Here is a 16,921-nt window from a genome sequence, read left to right as displayed (position 1 = left end):
CGAACAGCCAGTGGAGAGAACCGTGATCAAAGCACCCCGTGGACGCGTCACCAAGGATGGTATTCGCATTTACGAACAGGCCGATTTTGCAGGGATGCAGGCGGCAGGTAAGGTCGCGGCCACCATTCTGGACGAGATCGCAGAACACGTATTCCCCGGTCAGACCACCGGTGAGATCGACCGCATCATCACCGAAAAGGTTGACGAGTCCGGATCGAAATCGGCGACCATCGGGTACAAAGGCTATCAGCACGCCAGCTGTATCAGCGTGAACCACGTCGTGTGCCACGGCATCCCCGGCGACAAACGTCTAAAGGACGGCGATATCCTGAATATCGACGTGACGGTGATCGTGGATGGTTGGTACGGCGACACCAGCCGGATGTATGTGGCGGGCAACATCGGTCGCAAGGCCGAGCGTCTGGTCCAAGTCACCCATGACGCCCTGTTCAAAGGCATCGAGGCCGTCAAACCCGGCAACACCTTTGGCGACATCGGCCACGCCATCCAGTCCTATGTCGAAGGTCACCGGATGAGCGTCGTGCGTGATTTCTGTGGTCACGGTCTGGGGCAGGTGTTCCATGCGCCGCCGAACGTCCTGCACTATGGCCGTGCGGGCACCGGTCCCGTTCTCGAAGAGGGCATGTTCTTTACCATCGAACCCATGGTGAACATCGGCCGTCCGGAAACCAAGGTTCTGGCCGATGACTGGACCGCCGTGACCCGCGACAAATCCCTGTCGGCCCAGTTTGAACATTCGATTGGCGTGACGGCGGACGGGTTTGAAATCTTCACCCTGTCGCCGGGCGGTAAATTCCACCCGACCTGGTCCTAAGGCGCTGGGCCACGGTTACAGGCCCAGCAACCCCGGCAAATCCCGCATCGACGTGAAAATCACCGCGCCCTCATCGCGCAGGGCCTGATCCTTGCCGTGGGGCGCATAGCCAAAACACCGCATCCCCGCACGGGCGGCGGCGCGGGCACCGGTCGCGCTGTCCTCAATCACGACGGCCTGTTCGGGCGCGGCGTTTACGGCGGCGGCGGCATGAAGGTAAAGACCCGGATCGGGCTTGGCACAGTTCAGGGCCTGCCCCGAATACAACCGCCCCTTGAGACGCGCATAGACATCCGGATGTTGGCCAAGGGTCAGGTCCATTTTTTCCGGCGTGCCGTTCGATCCGACCGCATAGGGCACACCCGCCGCGTCAAGGATATCCAGCAGTTCGGGCACGCCATCCATCAGGGCGACGTTTTCGGCAAGGGCGGCATAAATCTTGTCATAGACCCGCGCGGACCAATCGTCGGGCAGGTCCACACCAATGGCACGCACTCGTTCGGCAATCGCGGGCACGGTGCCACCGACGAACCGCTCTTCCATCTCGTGCAGGGTGATGTCCATGCCGTGCGCGATCAGGTCCTCATGGATCACGCGCAGAGTTTCGGGTTCGCTGTCGACCAGAACCCCGTCACAGTCAAACAGCACAGCAGAAGGTTTCATTCAATTCGCCTGTAGGATCGAAATTTTCGTGTCGCCGTATTTGCGCTGATCCAACAGGGTCAGGGCATCGGGCGGGGTGATATCGGCGCTGTCTTCCCAGACGATCAACGCCTCGGGCGCGACCCAGCCGCCCGACAGGGCCGCCGCCATCGCGCGCTCGCCCAGCCCCCTGGAATAGGGCGGGTCCAGAAAGATCAGATCAAACGGCTCGCCCGTGTTTTGCGGCAGGCGCGTCGCATCACGGCGGATAATGGCGCACCGGTCGTCCGCGCGGCATTTGCGGATGTTTTCCTGAATGAGGGATCGCGCCTTATTCCCGTCATCGACAAAGGTGACGGTCACCGCCCCGCGCGACAGCGCCTCAAGCCCCAAGGCCCCCGTCCCTGCAAACAGGTCCAGCACCCGCGCCCCATCCACCGGATCGCCATAGCCACCGTTTTGCAGCAGGTTGAACAGGCTCTCGCGGACGCGGTCCGTTGTCGGGCGCAGATGCGCGCCCGCGTCGCCCTTGCCAACAGATGCCAGCGTCAGGCCACGGAAATCGCCCGCGATGATCCTCACGCTTTCATCAGCAGTTTCAGGTCGGTCGAGGCATCGGCCACCGCCGCCGGATCGGGCGTCTTGCCCATGCTCAGCAACCGCTTGCCGACCATATAGGCGCGCGGATCGTTGATCGCGTCCACGGCCAAGAACGTGTCGCCCTTATAATACCAATGCGACAGGGCGGCACCGTCCTGACGGGTGACGATCCGGTCGTATCCGGTGTTCAGGCCCGCGATTTGCAGGTGGGTATCGTATTGATCGGACCAGAACCACGGCTCAGGGCGATAGGGTTTCTCTGCCCCCATCATGTTCTCGGCGGCGTTTTCGGCCTGATCAATGGCGTTCTGAACGCTCTCCAGACGCATCTGGCCGCTCGGTCCGGGGAAGGAGGCGCAATCGCCCGCCGCATAGATGTCAGGATCCGAGGTCTGACCGAATTCGTTCACCGCAATCCCGTTGTCGATGGTCAACCCCGCCTCAGCGGCCAGAGCATCGGCGGGCATGATCCCGACCCCGACAATCGCGAAATCGATGTCCAACGTCGTCCCGTCGCTCAACTCCGCGCCGGACACGCGCCCCTCACCCGTCAGGGATTTCAGGCCGACGCCCTCGCGGATGTCGACGCCGTTGCTCTGATGCAGATCGCGGAAATAGTCGGATGTCTCGGGCGCGGCGACCCGTTGCAGGATACGATCCGCCATCTCGACCAACGTCACCTTCAGGCCCAGCTTGGCCGCAACCGCCGCGGCCTCTAGCCCGATGTAACCTCCCCCGATGATCAGAACGCGGCGCCCGTCGGTGAATTCCGGTGCCATGGCGTCGACATCAGTCAATCCGCGCACGACATAAACGCCGTCCAGATCGCCCCCGATCGCGGCGGGCAAACGGCGCGGCACGGACCCTGTCGTCAGGGCCAGCTTGTCATAGGCGATCACCTCATCCCCAATCGTGACGGTCTTGGCGGCGGCGTCGATCTTGGCGGCACTGCTGGACAGTTTCAGGGTGATATCGTTGTCGCCATAATAGGCCTCGGGGCGCAGGAACAGACGTTCCAGTTCCATCTCGCCCAGTAGGTACTTTTTCGACAGCGGCGGACGTTGATAGGGGGGCACGGCTTCTTCGCCGATCAATGTGACCTGACCGTCAAACCCTGATGAGCGCAGTTTCGCGACCAATGCGCTGCCTGCTTGTCCTGCCCCGATCACCACGTAATGCGCCATCAAAATACCTCCCCCGAAAACTGGCCATTTATTGGCGGTAACCTATAACTGTAACCAAGACCAACGCAATCCGATTGGAGAAACGAACATGACTTTGGCCGTTGGCGATCGCCTTCCTGACGCGACGCTTATCAAAATGGGGGCAGAAGGCCCTGAACAAGTGCAAATGGCCGACCTGACCAAAGGGCGCAAAGTGGTGATCTTTGCCGTGCCGGGCGCCTATACCCCGACCTGCCATTCGGCCCACATGCCCAGCTTTGTGCGCACCCGTGATCAGTTCGCGGACAAGGGCGTTGATGCGGTGATCTGTGTGTCGGTAAACGATCCCTTCGTCATGGACGCATGGGCCAAGGACACCGGCGCAGATGCGGCGGGCATCATGGCCCTTGCCGACGCAGAAAGCACCTTTACCACCGCAATCGGTATGGATTTCACCGCCCCGCCGGTGGGTCTGATGTCGCGCTCGAAACGCTATGCGCTGATGGCTGAGGACGGCGTGGTCAAGGTTCTGCAAGCCGAAGAAAACCCCGGCGTCTGTGAGGTCTCGGGTGGCGAGGCGATGCTCGACGCAATCTGAGGTCAGCACCACTAAAACAACAAACGCCGGGCACTGCCCGGCGTTTTCATTTTGATAATGGGTCGTTTACGCGTCGGTGCGGATGACCGTTTGTGTGGGGAACGGAATGTCGATCCCTTCGCGGTCAAACGCCTCTTTCACGGCGCGGTTCAGATCGAACTTCAGACCCCAGTAATCGGACGATGCGCACCAGATACGCACCACGAAATCGACCGAACTGTCGCCCAGATTGCCGATCTTCACGAACGGCTCGGGGTCGGAATGCGCTCGGGTGTCTTGGGCGATACAGCCCCGAATGACCTTTTCCGCATGGGCCAGATTGGTGTTGTAGGAGACACCAAACGTAAGGTCACAGCGGCGTTTGTCGTGATAGGAAAAGTTCGTGATCGCCGAGGACCAGATATCCCCGTTCGGCACGATGATCTGCACGTTGTCGGGCGTGGTCAGTTCCGTAAAGAACAGGGTGATGGCCGACACGGTACCGCTCTCGCCGCCCGCGTTGATATAATCACCAGCCTTAAACGGGCGAAACCCGATCAGCATTACACCGGCGGCAAGGTTCGACAGCGTCCCCTGCAACGCCAGACCAATCGCCAAACCGGCGGCACCGATCAACGCGACCAGTGATGTGGTCTGAATCCCGAACCGTCCCAGAATGAAAATCGTCGCCATGGCGAGGATGCCATATTTGGCGATACTGCCAAGGAACCCCATCAGGGTCGGATCGAACCGGCTGCTCTTTTCCGGCAGGCTGACAATCCGGCGTTTCGCCCAACTGCTAAGCCACAGGGCCACGATCAGGATCACAAAGGCATAGAGCACATTCAGCCCAAGCCCAATGATCCAGCCGATGTTTTCCTCAACCAGTGTTTCGATCTGTTCTAGGTCTAGTTCCACGAAATCTCATCCATCTTCTTCGCCAGTTTTACGTCCAGTGCCGACAGCCCGCCGACATCATGCGTCGTCAACGTAACGCGTACCGAACGATAAACGTTGCACCATTCGGGGTGGTGGTTCCATTTTTCCGCGAAAATGGCAATCCGCGTCATCCATCCGAAGGCGGCGGTGAAGTCGGAAAAGGAGAATTCCTTGGTGATCGCGTCGCGCCCGTCGGTGATGGTCCAGCCGGTTTTGCTCAGGTCGGCCAAGGCCACGTCGCGTTCATCGCCGGTCAATTTCTCGGTCATGTCTCATCCAATGGTTGGGCCTTTTTGAATGGGCCGTAGGTGGTCAGGATCTCGATCTCCTCATCCACGGCGGCGCGCTCTGCCTCTAGATAGGTGGACACGGCCTTGGCAAAGCCCTCATCGCGCAGCCAATGCGCCGAATGGGTCTGAACGGGCAGGTATCCGCGCGCCAGCTTGTGATCGCCCTGCGCACCGGCCTCGACCCGCGCCAGACCGTTGGAAATCGCATAGTCGATGGCCTGATAATAGCACGCCTCGAAATGCAGGCACGGATGATGTTCCGTTGCGCCCCAATACCGCCCGAAAACGCAATCTCGTCCGATCATGTTCAGGGCCCCCGCAACCGGACGCCCGTCCCGTTCCGCCAGTACAAGCAAAACATCATCGCGCATCGTGTCATGCAGGATGTCGAAAAACGCGCGGCTGAGATAGGGAGAGCCCCATTTGCGCGCGCCAGTGTCCTGATAAAAGGTCCAGAAGTAATCCCAGTGTTCCGGTTCAATCTCATCGCCGGTCAGGGCGCGGATGGTGCCGCCGAAATCCTGTGCTGTGCGGCGTTCCTTGCGGATGGCCTTGCGTTTGCGCGACGACAGGCTGTCCAGAAAGGCGTCGAAATCCGCATAGCCGTCGTTGTGCCAATGGTATTGCTGGGACACGCGGGCCATCAGACCCATGTCGGACATCGCGCCGACCTCATCCTCGGTGCAGAATGTGACGTGCAACGAGGACAGGTTGTTGTTCGCGGCCAGTTGCACCGCCCCTTGGATCAGACCGGCCCGCGCGACATCGGCGAACTCGGGCCGGACCAGCAATCGCCGCCCTGTCACGGGCGTGAAAGGCACCGCAACTTGCAGTTTCGGGTAATAATTCCCGCCCGCCCGTTCGTATGCATGGGCCCAGTTGTGATCGAAGATATATTCGCCCTGCGAATGCGCCTTGAGATACATGGGCGCGACGCCGATCACCTGATCGCCAATGCGGGCGATGATGTAATGGGGATACCACCCCGTGCCGTCGCCAACCGATCCGCTTTGCTCCAGCGCGTCCAGAAACCGGTAGGTCGTGAACGGGTCCAAAGGCGCGCCGCCCTCCGCCGCCTCGGGACAGGCGCAGGCGTCCCATTCGGGTTGGGAAATGGCACTGAGGCTGCGAACAACCTCAATGCTGACTTCGGCTTGGGCGTGGGTATCTGCGTTTGGCATCTGCTCTCGGGCGTTTTTTGACATGTGGTGCCCGCCCGCGCAGGGTCAAGTGGTGGGCAGGTATCCCTCAAACGTGATGTTATCGGCCACTTGGCGCGCGGTCTGTTCAATTTCGCTCGACCGGACAGTCCAGCATAGGATCGGATGACCGTCCGCATGCAAGTCCATCACCGGTTTCGCGCTCAGGTTATTTACATCGTGGCTGATGAAACAGGCATCGACGCGCTCAAAATCGGGAATGCGGCGCAATTCCATGCGGCGCGCCTCGGGGATCAAGGGCCAATCGCCGCCCTCAAACGCGCAGGTCGTCAGGCCTCGGGGCACATCGGGCGCGTGTTCGGCCATGGCGGCGACCGAATGCGGGTTGAACGACATGACCGCCACGGGACCGGAATAGCCGCGCAGCACCTCGCCAATCCGCGCCTCTAGCGGGCCAATGTTGGGGCCAAGCGCGCCGTCCTGATCCTTAATCTCAATCAGCAGGGGTACCTGACCGTTCACCAGTTCCAGAACCTCGGCCAAGGTCGGGATGCCCTCATCCCCGTGGCGCAGGTGGATGGCGGACAATTCCGCCGCCGTGCGCGTGGCAACGGGGCCGGTTTCATCCGTCAGCCGCCCAAGGTCATAGTCGTGAAACACCATCGCCTCGCCGTCGGCGGAGCGTTGGATGTCGATTTCGATCCCGAAACCCAGAGCGATGGCCGCCTTGATGGCCGCCCGGCTGTTTTCCGGATGGCCTTTGGTGATGTCATGCAGGGCCCGATGCGCGATCGGGACGCAGAGAAACGATTCCGGCAGCATGGCGCGTTAGTCGATCTCGAAGATACCGTCGATTTCGACCGCCACGCCAAAGGGCAGGGACGCCGCACTAACGGCCGAGCGCGCGTGCTTGCCCGCGTCGCCCAGAGCTTCGGCCAGCAGGTTGGAGGCGCCGTTGATGACCTTGGGCTGATCGCCGAAATCGGGTGTCGAGTTCACAAAACCGGTCAGTTTGACCACGCGTTTCAGGCGGTCCAGATCGCCGCCACAGGCGGCTTTGACCTGTGCCAGCAGGGCAATCGCGCAGGTTTCGGCGGCTTTCATACCGTCCTCGACCGACATAGTGTTGCCCAGTTTGCCAACGGTCAACGCGCCGTCCTTGCTTGCGACCTGACCCGAGACGTGGACCAGATTGCCACTGACGACGAAGGGCACATAGTTCGCGGCTGGGGCCGGTGCCTCGGGCAGGGTGATGCCCATTTTGGCCAGCTTTTGTTCGAAGGTTCCGCTCATTTTCAGTCTCTCCAGATACGGGTTTGGCGGCACGCTAGCCGCGCCGTCGGGCGGTGAAAACCCCCGAAATCAGGTTTCGCGGAAGGCGCGGTTAAAGTAATCCGCCAGAGGCTTGATCAGATAGGCCAGAGGGGAGCGATCGGCGGTGCGAATATAGCTCTCGACCGGCATGCCGGGCACGATGCGTTTATCGCCCAAAAGTTCCGCCTGACCCTCATCCAGAATGATCTCGACACCGTAATAATTGGCGCGGGTCGCCTCATCCTCGAACGTGTCGGCGGACACCTGAATGACCTGCCCGACCAGATCGGGGGTCGTGCGTTGATCAAAGGCCGAGAATTTCATCGTCACGGGTTGGCCCACGAACACCTCATCGCGGTGGATCGGTTCGACGCGGGCATCAATTACCAGCGGCCGGTCTTGCGGCACGATATAGAGCAGCGGGTCGGCCTGTTGCACCACGGCGCGCGACGCGAACACGGTCATGCCATAGACGATCCCGCCCACCGGCGCGCGAATTTCCAGACGGTCCAATTGCGCCAGCAGGGACAGGCGTCGTTCGACCAGCTCCAGTTCGCGAAATTGCAGGTCGCGCAGACGGGTGATCGCCTCTTCGCGCTTGCCGGTCTGTAGTTGTAGCTTTTCCAGCTCGATCTCGGTGATACGCCCTTGGGCCTGTGCGGCCGAGGCGGTCAGTTCGCCGACCTGACCCTCAAGCGCGGCGGCCTCCCGTTGCAGGGCCAGCACGCGGGATGCCTGTGCCAGACCCTTGTCCAGCAGGGATTGCTGGTCGTCCAGCTCCATCCTGATCAGGTCAAGCTGACGGCTGAGCGCCTCTTGTTGCGCCTCGATGCCTTGCACCTGATCGACGATCTGGGCGCTGCGCTTGTCCAATTGTTCGACCGCTTGGGCGCCGGTCACAAGGCGCGCGGTGAACAGGCGTTCCTGCCCGTCCAACAGATCCTGAACCTCGGGGCGGGTCTTGGCGATCTCGATCAAATCCGCGTCAAAGGTGATCGTCTCGGCGTTGTCCTGTTCGGCCTCAAGCCGTCCGCGCCGCGCCATCAGTTCGAACAACTGCCCCTCGACAATCGCCAGTTCGGTGCGCAATTCGGACGCGTCCAGACGGATCAGCACGTCACCGGCGGCAACGATGTCGCCTTCCTTGACTTCAATCGTGTCGACCACGCCGCCGTCGGGGTGCTGGACCACTTGGCGGTTCTGTTCGACCTTGACGCGGCCGCTTGCGATAATCGCGCCGGAAATATTGGCCATGACGGACCACGTCCCGAACCCGCCGACAAGCAGCAGCAGCGCAACCAGCCCCGTCAGGATCGGGCCACGTGCGGACCATTTGGGTGTGTCTTGCGGGCTCATGAAACGCCTCCGGTGCCTTGGGTGCGCGAGATTTGGGCGTGGTTTTTGACGTTGTCGCGCAGGATTTCGTCGCGGGGGCCGAACGCCTTGCGCGTGCCGCCCTCAATCACCAACAACAGGTCGCATTCCTGAATGGCAGCGGGGCGGTGGGCCATGATCAACACCGCGCTGCCCGCCTCTTTGGCCTGACGGATGGCGGTGTTCAGGGCCATCGACCCCTCATTGTCGAGGTTCGAGTTCGGCTCATCCAGCACCAGAATGACCGGTTCGTCATAGAGAGCACGGGCAAGGCCGATGCGTTGCAATTGCCCGCCGGACAGGTTGCCACCATTGGCGGTGACGCGGGTGTCGTAACCTTGGGGCAGGGAGACGATCATGTCATGCGCGGCGGCTTTTTTCGCGGCGGCGACGACCTTTTCCGCGTCTGGTTCGCGGGCCATTTTGGCGATGTTTTCGGCGATCGTGCCCTCAAACAACACGACGCGTTGGGGCAGGTATCCCACATAACTGCCCAAGACATCGGGTTCGAACTGGTCCAGCGACGCGCCATCCAACCGGATGCTGCCCCCTGCGGGGCGCCAAATGCCGGTCAATGCGCGCGCGAGGGTCGATTTCCCCGCGCCCGATGCGCCAATCACGCCGATGGCCTGACCGGGCTCAAGTGAAAAGTTCAACAGTTTGAGTGCGGCGGTTTTCTGTCCCGGCGGGATGATGGTCAATTGTTGAACATCCAGTTTCGCACTGGGTCGTGGCAGGGCGGTGCGGGGCGGTTGGGTCGGAAAATCCTCAAGCAATGTGCCAAGGTTGCGCCAGCCGCGAAAGGCCGCCTGAACGTTTGACCATTGCCCTACGGCCTGTTCAATCGGCGCAAGCGCACGGCCCAGCAGGATCGAGGAGGCGATCATCGCCCCGCCCGTCACAGATCCCTGCAACACCAAATAGGCACCTAGCGCCAGCATCGCGGATTGCAAAAACTGGCGAAACGTCTTGGTCAGAATGGTGAACAGACCCGAGGTATCGGCGGCGTGCAATTGGGCGCGTTGGGCGTTCACCCGTGCCTCACCCCAGCGCGAAAAGGTCGCGCCGCGCATGCCGAGTGCCTGAATGGTCTCGCTTTCGTTGCGCAATTGTCCGGTCAGGGTCTCGGACTTGGCATGGGCCGCGCTGGCCTCGGCGCTTGGTCCGCGGGACCGCATTTGGTTCGTCAGCGCCACAAGGATCAGGATGCCGCCCCCGATCATCGCGGCGATGCCCAGCCACGGATGGAACATGAAAATCCCGAACAGGAAAAAGGGCGTCCACGGGATGTCGAAAATCGCCATGAAGACAGGGGTCGAGACCGCGCGCTGAACCGCCTCTAGGTCGCGAATGCCGGTTGAGGGCGGGCGTTTGGGGTCGGCGGCACTGCGCAAAACGGCGTCGAACACGCGCAGGTCCAGGAGGCTCTGGAATTTATTGGCGGCGCGGGCGGCCACACGGCCCCGCACATAGTCCAGCGTGCCCATCATCACGAACAGAAACGCCACCAGCGCCGAGAGCGCCACAAGGGTTTCCTCGGACCCGCTACCCAGCACGCGGTCATAGACCTGCAGCATGAACAACGGCCCCGTCAGCATCAGCAGGTTCACAAACACACTAAAGACCAGGATGCTGAAAAACAGCGCGTTTCCCTGACGCCATGCCTGGCGCAACTCGGGTTTGCCTGCGGGGGTCGGCCGCGATTTTTTGGCCACTGTTTGCCCTCTTCGTTCAATTATCTGGCACTTGGGTGCCTCTGTCGCTGATAGGCCACATCCCGACCGCCACACGCCTTGTGGCTCTGGGCTTCTGCGCTATGTAACCTATGGTGCAGCGATCTTAGGTTCGAATCTACGGTAATGCGATTGTTTAATAGGACACAAACAGTAAAGACTCTGACACTGACGGCATCTTTGGCGGTGTTGGCGGCCTGTAGTACTGCGCCCGCTGGGTCCGAATTCAATGACCCCTATGAGGCGCATAACCGCGAAGTGCACGCAGGGAACAAGTCGCTGGACACCCATCTGGTGCGCCCCGTGTCCCAAGGGTATGGCACGGCTGTACCCGAACCGGTCCGCAAAGGCGTCAGCAACTTTGCCGAGAACCTTGATCTGCCGCGGATGGTTGTGAACGACCTGCTGCAATTGAAACTGGAAGACGCCTTCGTGAACTCGGGCCGGTTCCTGTTCAACAGCACGATCGGTCTGGCCGGTATTTTCGATCCTGCCGCGTCGATTGACCTCTATGCGCGCGACACCGATTTCGGTGAAACCCTGCATGTCTGGGGTGTGGGCGAAGGTGCCTATCTTGAGGTGCCCGTGCTGGGCCCGTCCACCGAACGTGATCTGGTGGGCACGGTTGTCGATTTCGCGATGAACCCGACGCGGGTGCTTGCCACCGGTGATCTGGGTGCCGCGAACACGGCGGCGGATATCGGCGCACAGGTTGGTGATCGCTATGAATATTCGGATTTGGTCGACGAAGTCCTATATGAGAGTGCAGACAGCTATGCCCAAGCGCGCCTTCTGTACCTCCAGAACCGTCGGTTTGAGCTGAACGCTGGTGAAGAACCCGAGTATCTGGACCCGTATGAGGACCTTTATGCAGAGTAAACTTTCCCGCCGTACCGTATTGGCCGCCGCAGCCGGCGCCGCGGTGATGCGCCCCTTGTCGGCGCTGGCGTTGAGCACCGATCAAGCCAGCCGCCTGATCCAAGGGTTGGTCGAAGAGATCAACAGCGCGATCAACGCAGGCTCGTCCGACGCCCAATTGTACCGCACCTTTGAACGCATCTTTGCGAAATACGCGGATGTGCGCATCATCGCGCAATCGGCCCTTGGGGTCACCGCCCGTTCGGCAAGCGCATCGGAACTGAACGCCTTTACCGATGCGTTCAGCGGCTATATCGCGCGCAAGTACGGCAAACGCTTCCGCGAGTTCGTGGGTGGCCGGATCGAAGTGAAATCCGCCAAGGCCGTGAAGTCGTTTTATGAGGTCAAAACAACCGCCTTTATCAAGGGCGAGGCCCCGTTCGAGGTGATCTTCCTTGTCTCGGACAAGAGCGGTCGCGACCTGTTCTTCAACATGTACATCGAAGGCGTGAACATGTTGGCCACCGAACGCACCGAAATCGGCGCCATGCTGGACCGCCGCGGTGGCGATCTGGGCAAGCTGATCGAAGACATCAAAAAAGCCGGCTGATCCGCCTCATTTGGACTTGCTAGAGCCGCCTCGGACCGAGTGTCCGAGGCGGTTTCGCTTTTGAGGCAAGCGTGATTAGCGCAGCAGGCCAATGGCGACGAGGCCTTGTACGACCAGTAAAAGCGAGACAACCAAGTGCAATCCAGTGAACGGGGAGTTGAGCATACTTGCGGGCCATACGAATATAAATCCAAACCCGACAAAACCCGGAAGTGCGGAGAGTATTCGCGATTTGACAGACCCCGCCACAAAAGAACGGCGTAGCCATATCGGTCCCTGCTGTGCCGCGTGAATTGTCTGGTTTTGTTCACGCAGATATGCGCGTTCTCGCGCAAGAACGGCCGCGTTCAGACGCAGCATTGCGTAAAACATTATGGGCATGGCAAAAATCGCGGATATGGTGACCGAAATTACCCCGACCGCGACGGGTTTATCCAAGTTGAGCCCCGCAGCCAGATAGGTGGCTCCGAGGATGGACATTGGTAAGGTCAGCCCGAATGCAACTGAAATCACCAGTTCGCGCAAAAAGCCCCCGCGGGATAGAACGATGGCAATCGCCTGCGGTGATTGGGGGTCCAAAAGCGGACCTAAGGTTTTCGACATTAGGTAGCACCCGCGATTAAAATGCGACCCAAAGCCGTTCCATAGCTTTGGGCTAAATTTACTCAGTCAAAAATTGACCGCAGGACATTCAGCAGCAGTTGCTCGCGCTCTTTTTCCTTTTGCTTTTTGGTGCGCGGTTGTGCGTTCGGGGCCTTGGGTGTGTTTGCGGGGGGCACGGGGTGGGCCATGGGTAGGGGCCGTGCGGGTAGGCCTTCGTGCACGCGGACCATGGTTTCGTGCCAGATCTCAGCGGGCAGGCCACCGCCCGTCACACCGGTCAGGGGCGTGTTGTTGTCATAGCCCATCCAGACGCCCGCCACATAATCGGCGGTGAACCCGATGAACCACGCGTCGCGCGCCGCTTGGGTCGTGCCGGTTTTGCCGGCGGCCTCGCGGTCGGGTAGTTTGGCGCGGCGGCCGCTGCCCTCCTCAACCACGCGGCTCATCATAAAGATCAGGTTGCGTGCGGCGTCTTCGGAAATCACGCGTTCGCCCAGACCGCCGGTTTGACCGATCAGGGGCGTGTCGTCGCCCTGTAGGCGCAGTTCCATCAGGCCATAGGGTTTCACGCTTGTCCCGCCGTTCAAGATGCCCGCATAGGCGCCGGTGATTTCAAGCAGTGTGGTTTCAGACGACCCCAGTGCGATGGCGGGGCCTTGGGCGATGTCGCTCTCAATGCCGAATCCCGCCGCGATGTCGCGCACCGCGTCACGCCCCACTGATTCAGACACGCGGATCGCGGGAATGTTCAACGAATCCTTCAACGCCTCAACCAGCGTCACCCGACCCTTAAAGTCGTTGGTATAGTTTTTCGGCGTGTAGGGGCCTGATCCGGGGACGTCGATGGTGATGGGTTCGTCCACGACGGTGGCATAGGGGGTAAAGCCCAGATCCATCGCCGCCGCATAGACAAAGGGTTTGAACGCCGAGCCGGGCTGACGCCACGCCATTGTGGCACGGTTGAACGCGCCGCTGACCTTGGTTTTGCGCCCGCCCACCATGGCGCGCACGGCCCCGTCGGCGGACATGACGACGATGGCCGCTTGCGCCTCGGACCCTTCGCGGACCTTGGTGGCAAAGATTTCCTTCATCGCCTCTTCGGCGGCGGTTTGTAGACGCTGATCGAACGTGGTGCGGATCACCACGTCCTCGGTGGTGTCGCGGGTCAAGAACTTGGGGCCCGTTTCCATCACCCAGTCGGCGTAATAGCCACCTGCGCGCGCCGCAGCCGCCTCGGACAGGGTGGCGGGGTTGGTGATGGCGTTCTGGGCCTCGGCCGTGGTGATATAGCCCTGATCCTCCATCAGGCTGACCACCAAGGCGGCGCGGTTCTGGGCGCGTTCAAGGTTGCTGGTGGGCGCATAGGTCGACGGTGCCTTGAGCAGGCCGGCCAGCATCGCGGCCTCGGCCACGTTCACGGAATTGGCGGATTTGCCGAAATAGCGCTCGCTTGCCGCCTCAAACCCGCGGGCACCGGCACCCAGATATGCGCGGTTCAAGTAGATGGTCAGGATCTCGTCCTTGGTGAACTTGACCTCCATCGCCATGGCAAAGATCGCCTCTTTGATCTTGCGACCAATCGTGGTGCGGCGACAGTCGGCCTCATACTCGGCCTCGGTCTTCCATTGGGTGGCGTCATATTCGACCCCGAGACACAGCAACTTCGCGGTCTGCTGGGTGATGGTTGAACCACCGTGACCGGACAGGGGGCCACGGCCTTCGCGCAGGTTGATGCGGATGGCGCTGGCGATACCTTTAGGGTCGATGCCAGGGTGCCAGCGGAACCGCTTGTCCTCGGTCGCGACAACGGCGTCGCGCAGGGCAGGGGCAACCGTGTCAGCGGTGATCTGGCCGCCGAACTGATCCCCGCGCCATGCAAAGATTTTGCCCTCGCGGTCCAGCAACGTGACCGAACCACGGGTCCGTGCGTCCAAAAGTGCCGTATGATCAGGCAGTGTTGTGGTGAAATACAGAACCGCCAGCCCGATGATCGAGGCGGTAACGAATCCCAAGCGCCATGTCACCCGCCAGATCAGTCCGATGACCCATCGCACCAGTCCTGTCAGCCAGCCGACAGGCCCTTTGCGTACCGGTGCTTTGCGCTTGGATACGGTTTTTCGCGCTGCGGCCTTGGGTTTGGACGGCGCTTTTTTCTTTGGTGTCGGGGGTTTACGCGTCTGGCGACGATCCGCAACCAATGGGGGCTTGCGCCCGTTTTTACCACTACTACTGCTCATCCTGTCCTCAGGAGTTTACTAATTAAACGTAGAATAGCCTGCGCACATAGGAATGTCAGGACCTACCGAAAAGGGGGTATGTGGTTTTTAATGTGATTAAAAAATAATCAAGATGCACAAATTGTGCAAAAAATGTGCAACTTTGCCCGATTTGCCGTCGTAGGCCACCCCAGAACTGCTTGAGAAATACGCAGAGTCACGCCCCTTATGCCGTCGTGGAACCCGCAGGGAAACCTGCCAAACGGAAGGGTAATGACGTGAAGTTGATCATTGCAGCAATCAAGCCGTTCAAGCTGGAGGAGGTCCGGGAAGCCCTGACCGCCATCGGCGTTCGCGGCATGATGGTAACAGAAATCAAGGGCTTTGGCTCGCAGTCCGGTCACACCGAAATCTATCGCGGTGCAGAATACGCTGTGAACTTTGTCCCCAAAGTTAAACTGGAAATCGTGGTAAGCGCGGCCATGGCCGATCAGGTTGTTGAAACCATCTCAACCACCGCGAAAACCGACAAAATCGGCGACGGCAAGATCTTTGTTCTTGACGTTAACCAAGCCGTGCGTGTGCGCACCGGCGAAACGAACGACGACGCGCTGTAAGCGCCGCGCATATCCTCGACAAAGGACAAGTGAATATGAAAATGCATAAGCTTCTTCCCATCGCGGCGGCCGCAGTGGCCCTCCCGTCGCTGGGTCTGGCGCAAGAGGCAGAGGTCCCTGCCGCTGTGCCGACCGATGTGGTCTGGATCCTGAACTCGGTGCTGTTCCTGGTTGGTGGTTTCCTGGTGTTCTGGATGGCTGCCGGTTTTGCCATGCTGGAAGCCGGTTTGGTCCGCTCCAAAAACGTTACCATGCAGCTGACGAAAAACGTTGCGCTGTTCTCGCTGGCGTCGATCTTTTACTACCTGATCGGCTATAACCTGATGTACCCGCTGGGTGACTGGGGTATCGACGGCGTCTTCTCGGCTCTGTTCCCGCAAGTTGCTGTTCTGGAAGCTGTTGGTGTTGATGCCGCTGGTGTTGACGACTACGCCTATGCAGCAACCGGTTCGGACTTCTTCTTCCAGCTGATGTTCTGTGCGGCAACCGCGTCGATCGTTTCGGGTACTCTGGCCGAGCGTATCAAACTGTGGCCGTTCCTGATCTTTACCGTCATCCTGACCTCGATCATCTACCCGCTGCAAGCGTCGTGGAAATGGGGCGGTGGCTTCTTGGACGCAAAAGGCTTCCTGGACTTCGCTGGTTCGACCGTTGTGCACTCGGTTGGTGGCTGGGCCGCTCTGGTTGGCGCGCTGATCCTGGGTCCGCGTATCGGTAAATACAAAGATGGCCGCACTGTGCCGATGCCCGGTTCGAACCTGACCCTGGCAACCCTGGGTACGTTCATCCTGTGGCTGGGTTGGTTCGGCTTTAACGGCGGTTCGCAGCTGGCTATGGGTTCGCTGGGTGACGTTGCTGACGTATCGCGCATCTTCTCGAACACCAACGCTGCGGCTGCTGGCGGTTCGATCGTTGCTCTGATCCTGACCCAAGTTCTGTACAAGAAACCTGACCTCACCATGATCCTGAACGGCGCACTGGCCGGTCTGGTATCGATCACCGCTGAGCCGCTGACCCCGTCGCTGGGCGCTGCTACGATCATCGGTGGTATCGGTGGTGCTCTGGTTGTCTTCTCGGTTCCGCTGCTGGACAAACTGAAGATCGACGACGTTGTTGGTGCGATCCCGGTTCACCTGATCTGCGGCATCTGGGGCACCATCGCGGTTGTCTTCACCAACGGTGACGCATCGCTGGGCACGCAGCTGTACTCGATCATGGTTGTCGGTATCTTTGTATCGGTTTCGTCGGCCATCGTTTGGTTCATCCTGAAAGCGGTCATGGGCATCCGTGTCAGCGAAGAGGAAGAGATCAACGGTCTGGATATGGCTGAGCTGGGTATGGAAGCATATCCCGAGTTTTCGAAAGGCTAACATTCCTTCCAGTTAGTCTG

At 60.3% G+C, this 16,921-nt stretch carries 18 protein-coding genes; 6 read left to right on the top strand and 12 right to left on the bottom strand.

From position 1 onward, the window contains the following. Window positions 1–25: 25 nt before the first annotated feature. Window positions 26–835 (top strand): type I methionyl aminopeptidase, encoded by an 810-nt coding sequence (map, locus tag R1W00_RS12035; RefSeq protein WP_317263361.1) that lies wholly within the window; start codon window positions 26–28, stop codon window positions 833–835. A 15-nt stretch (window positions 836–850) separates the two neighbouring features. On the opposite strand, the gene R1W00_RS12030 is transcribed toward map, so the two are convergent. Genes R1W00_RS12030 through R1W00_RS12020 form a run of 3 tightly spaced genes read right to left on the bottom strand, consistent with a single transcriptional unit; the run spans window position 851 to window position 3,261 of the window. After that, window positions 851–1,498: an HAD-IA family hydrolase gene (locus tag R1W00_RS12030; RefSeq protein ID WP_317262995.1), complete on the bottom strand. Its 648-nt coding sequence runs from the start codon at window positions 1,496–1,498 to the stop codon at window positions 851–853. After that, window positions 1,499–2,059 carry a 16S rRNA (guanine(966)-N(2))-methyltransferase RsmD gene (gene rsmD, locus R1W00_RS12025; RefSeq protein WP_317262994.1) on the bottom strand — a complete coding sequence of 187 codons (561 nt, stop codon included), beginning with the start codon at window positions 2,057–2,059 and terminating at the stop codon, window positions 1,499–1,501. It lies immediately after the preceding gene. Then, window positions 2,056–3,261 carry an NAD(P)/FAD-dependent oxidoreductase gene (locus tag R1W00_RS12020; RefSeq protein ID WP_317262993.1) on the bottom strand — a complete coding sequence of 402 codons (1,206 nt, stop codon included), beginning with the start codon at window positions 3,259–3,261 and terminating at the stop codon, window positions 2,056–2,058. Before R1W00_RS12020 ends, rsmD begins: the two co-directional genes overlap by 4 nt. Window positions 3,262–3,349: 88 nt before the next feature. On the opposite strand from R1W00_RS12020, the gene R1W00_RS12015 reads away from it, so the two are divergent. After that, window positions 3,350–3,838 (top strand): peroxiredoxin, encoded by a 489-nt coding sequence (locus R1W00_RS12015; RefSeq protein ID WP_317262992.1) that lies wholly within the window; start codon window positions 3,350–3,352, stop codon window positions 3,836–3,838. Between the two features lie 66 nt (window positions 3,839–3,904). Here R1W00_RS12015 and R1W00_RS12010 read toward each other — a convergent pair whose 3' ends face one another. From R1W00_RS12010 to R1W00_RS11980, 7 genes are all read right to left on the bottom strand, one after another. Next, complete coding sequence (locus R1W00_RS12010; RefSeq protein WP_317262991.1) at window positions 3,905–4,735, bottom strand: mechanosensitive ion channel family protein; 831 nt, start codon at window positions 4,733–4,735, stop codon at window positions 3,905–3,907. Continuing rightward, complete coding sequence (locus R1W00_RS12005; RefSeq protein WP_317262990.1) at window positions 4,726–5,025, bottom strand: 4a-hydroxytetrahydrobiopterin dehydratase; 300 nt, start codon at window positions 5,023–5,025, stop codon at window positions 4,726–4,728. The genes R1W00_RS12010 and R1W00_RS12005 overlap by 10 nt, the downstream gene beginning before the upstream one ends. Continuing rightward, the gene (locus R1W00_RS12000) at window positions 5,022–6,227 is read right to left on the bottom strand and encodes a GNAT family N-acetyltransferase (protein ID WP_317262989.1); all 1,206 of its coding nucleotides are present in this window, start codon (window positions 6,225–6,227) and stop codon (window positions 5,022–5,024) included. Before R1W00_RS12000 ends, R1W00_RS12005 begins: the two co-directional genes overlap by 4 nt. Window positions 6,228–6,272: 45 nt before the next feature. Next, window positions 6,273–7,028, bottom strand: coding sequence for a glycerophosphodiester phosphodiesterase family protein (locus R1W00_RS11995; protein ID WP_317262988.1), 756 nt, complete (start codon window positions 7,026–7,028; stop codon window positions 6,273–6,275). A gap of 6 nt (window positions 7,029–7,034) precedes the next feature. After that, window positions 7,035–7,499, bottom strand: a complete 465-nt coding sequence (locus R1W00_RS11990) for a RidA family protein (protein ID WP_317262987.1) — start codon at window positions 7,497–7,499, stop codon at window positions 7,035–7,037. 69 nt (window positions 7,500–7,568) lie between these two features. Further along, a complete protein-coding gene (locus R1W00_RS11985) occupies window positions 7,569–8,876 on the bottom strand; it encodes an HlyD family type I secretion periplasmic adaptor subunit (protein WP_317262986.1) in 1,308 nt (435 codons plus the stop codon). Then, a complete protein-coding gene (locus R1W00_RS11980) occupies window positions 8,873–10,609 on the bottom strand; it encodes a type I secretion system permease/ATPase (protein ID WP_317262985.1) in 1,737 nt (578 codons plus the stop codon). The genes R1W00_RS11985 and R1W00_RS11980 overlap by 4 nt, the downstream gene beginning before the upstream one ends. Window positions 10,610–10,813: 204 nt before the next feature. Here R1W00_RS11980 and R1W00_RS11975 point away from each other — a divergent pair, with 204 nt between their 5' ends. Continuing rightward, window positions 10,814–11,506, top strand: coding sequence for a VacJ family lipoprotein (locus R1W00_RS11975; RefSeq protein WP_317263360.1), 693 nt, complete (start codon window positions 10,814–10,816; stop codon window positions 11,504–11,506). Beyond that, complete coding sequence (locus R1W00_RS11970) at window positions 11,496–12,095, top strand: ABC transporter substrate-binding protein (protein ID WP_317262984.1); 600 nt, start codon at window positions 11,496–11,498, stop codon at window positions 12,093–12,095. Before R1W00_RS11975 ends, R1W00_RS11970 begins: the two co-directional genes overlap by 11 nt. A gap of 75 nt (window positions 12,096–12,170) precedes the next feature. Here R1W00_RS11970 and R1W00_RS11965 read toward each other — a convergent pair whose 3' ends face one another. Both R1W00_RS11965 and R1W00_RS11960 read right to left on the bottom strand, forming a co-directional pair. Continuing rightward, window positions 12,171–12,698 carry a hypothetical protein gene (locus tag R1W00_RS11965; RefSeq protein ID WP_317262983.1) on the bottom strand — a complete coding sequence of 176 codons (528 nt, stop codon included), beginning with the start codon at window positions 12,696–12,698 and terminating at the stop codon, window positions 12,171–12,173. A 62-nt stretch (window positions 12,699–12,760) separates the two neighbouring features. Further along, window positions 12,761–14,935, bottom strand: coding sequence for a PBP1A family penicillin-binding protein (locus R1W00_RS11960; protein WP_317262982.1), 2,175 nt, complete (start codon window positions 14,933–14,935; stop codon window positions 12,761–12,763). Between the two features lie 257 nt (window positions 14,936–15,192). Here R1W00_RS11960 and R1W00_RS11955 point away from each other — a divergent pair, with 257 nt between their 5' ends. Then, a complete protein-coding gene (locus R1W00_RS11955) occupies window positions 15,193–15,531 on the top strand; it encodes a P-II family nitrogen regulator (protein ID WP_317262981.1) in 339 nt (112 codons plus the stop codon). Between the two features lie 35 nt (window positions 15,532–15,566). Next, window positions 15,567–16,901 (top strand): ammonium transporter, encoded by a 1,335-nt coding sequence (locus R1W00_RS11950; protein ID WP_317262980.1) that lies wholly within the window; start codon window positions 15,567–15,569, stop codon window positions 16,899–16,901. Window positions 16,902–16,921: the final 20 nt, after the last annotated feature.

It is taken from the genome of Rhodovulum sp. FJ3 (assembly GCF_032918305.1).
In the GTDB taxonomy this organism is placed as follows: domain Bacteria; phylum Pseudomonadota; class Alphaproteobacteria; order Rhodobacterales; family Rhodobacteraceae; genus SAT37.
Note: the sequence above shows the minus strand (reverse complement) of the source record. Positions and strands in the feature narration are given on the sequence as shown.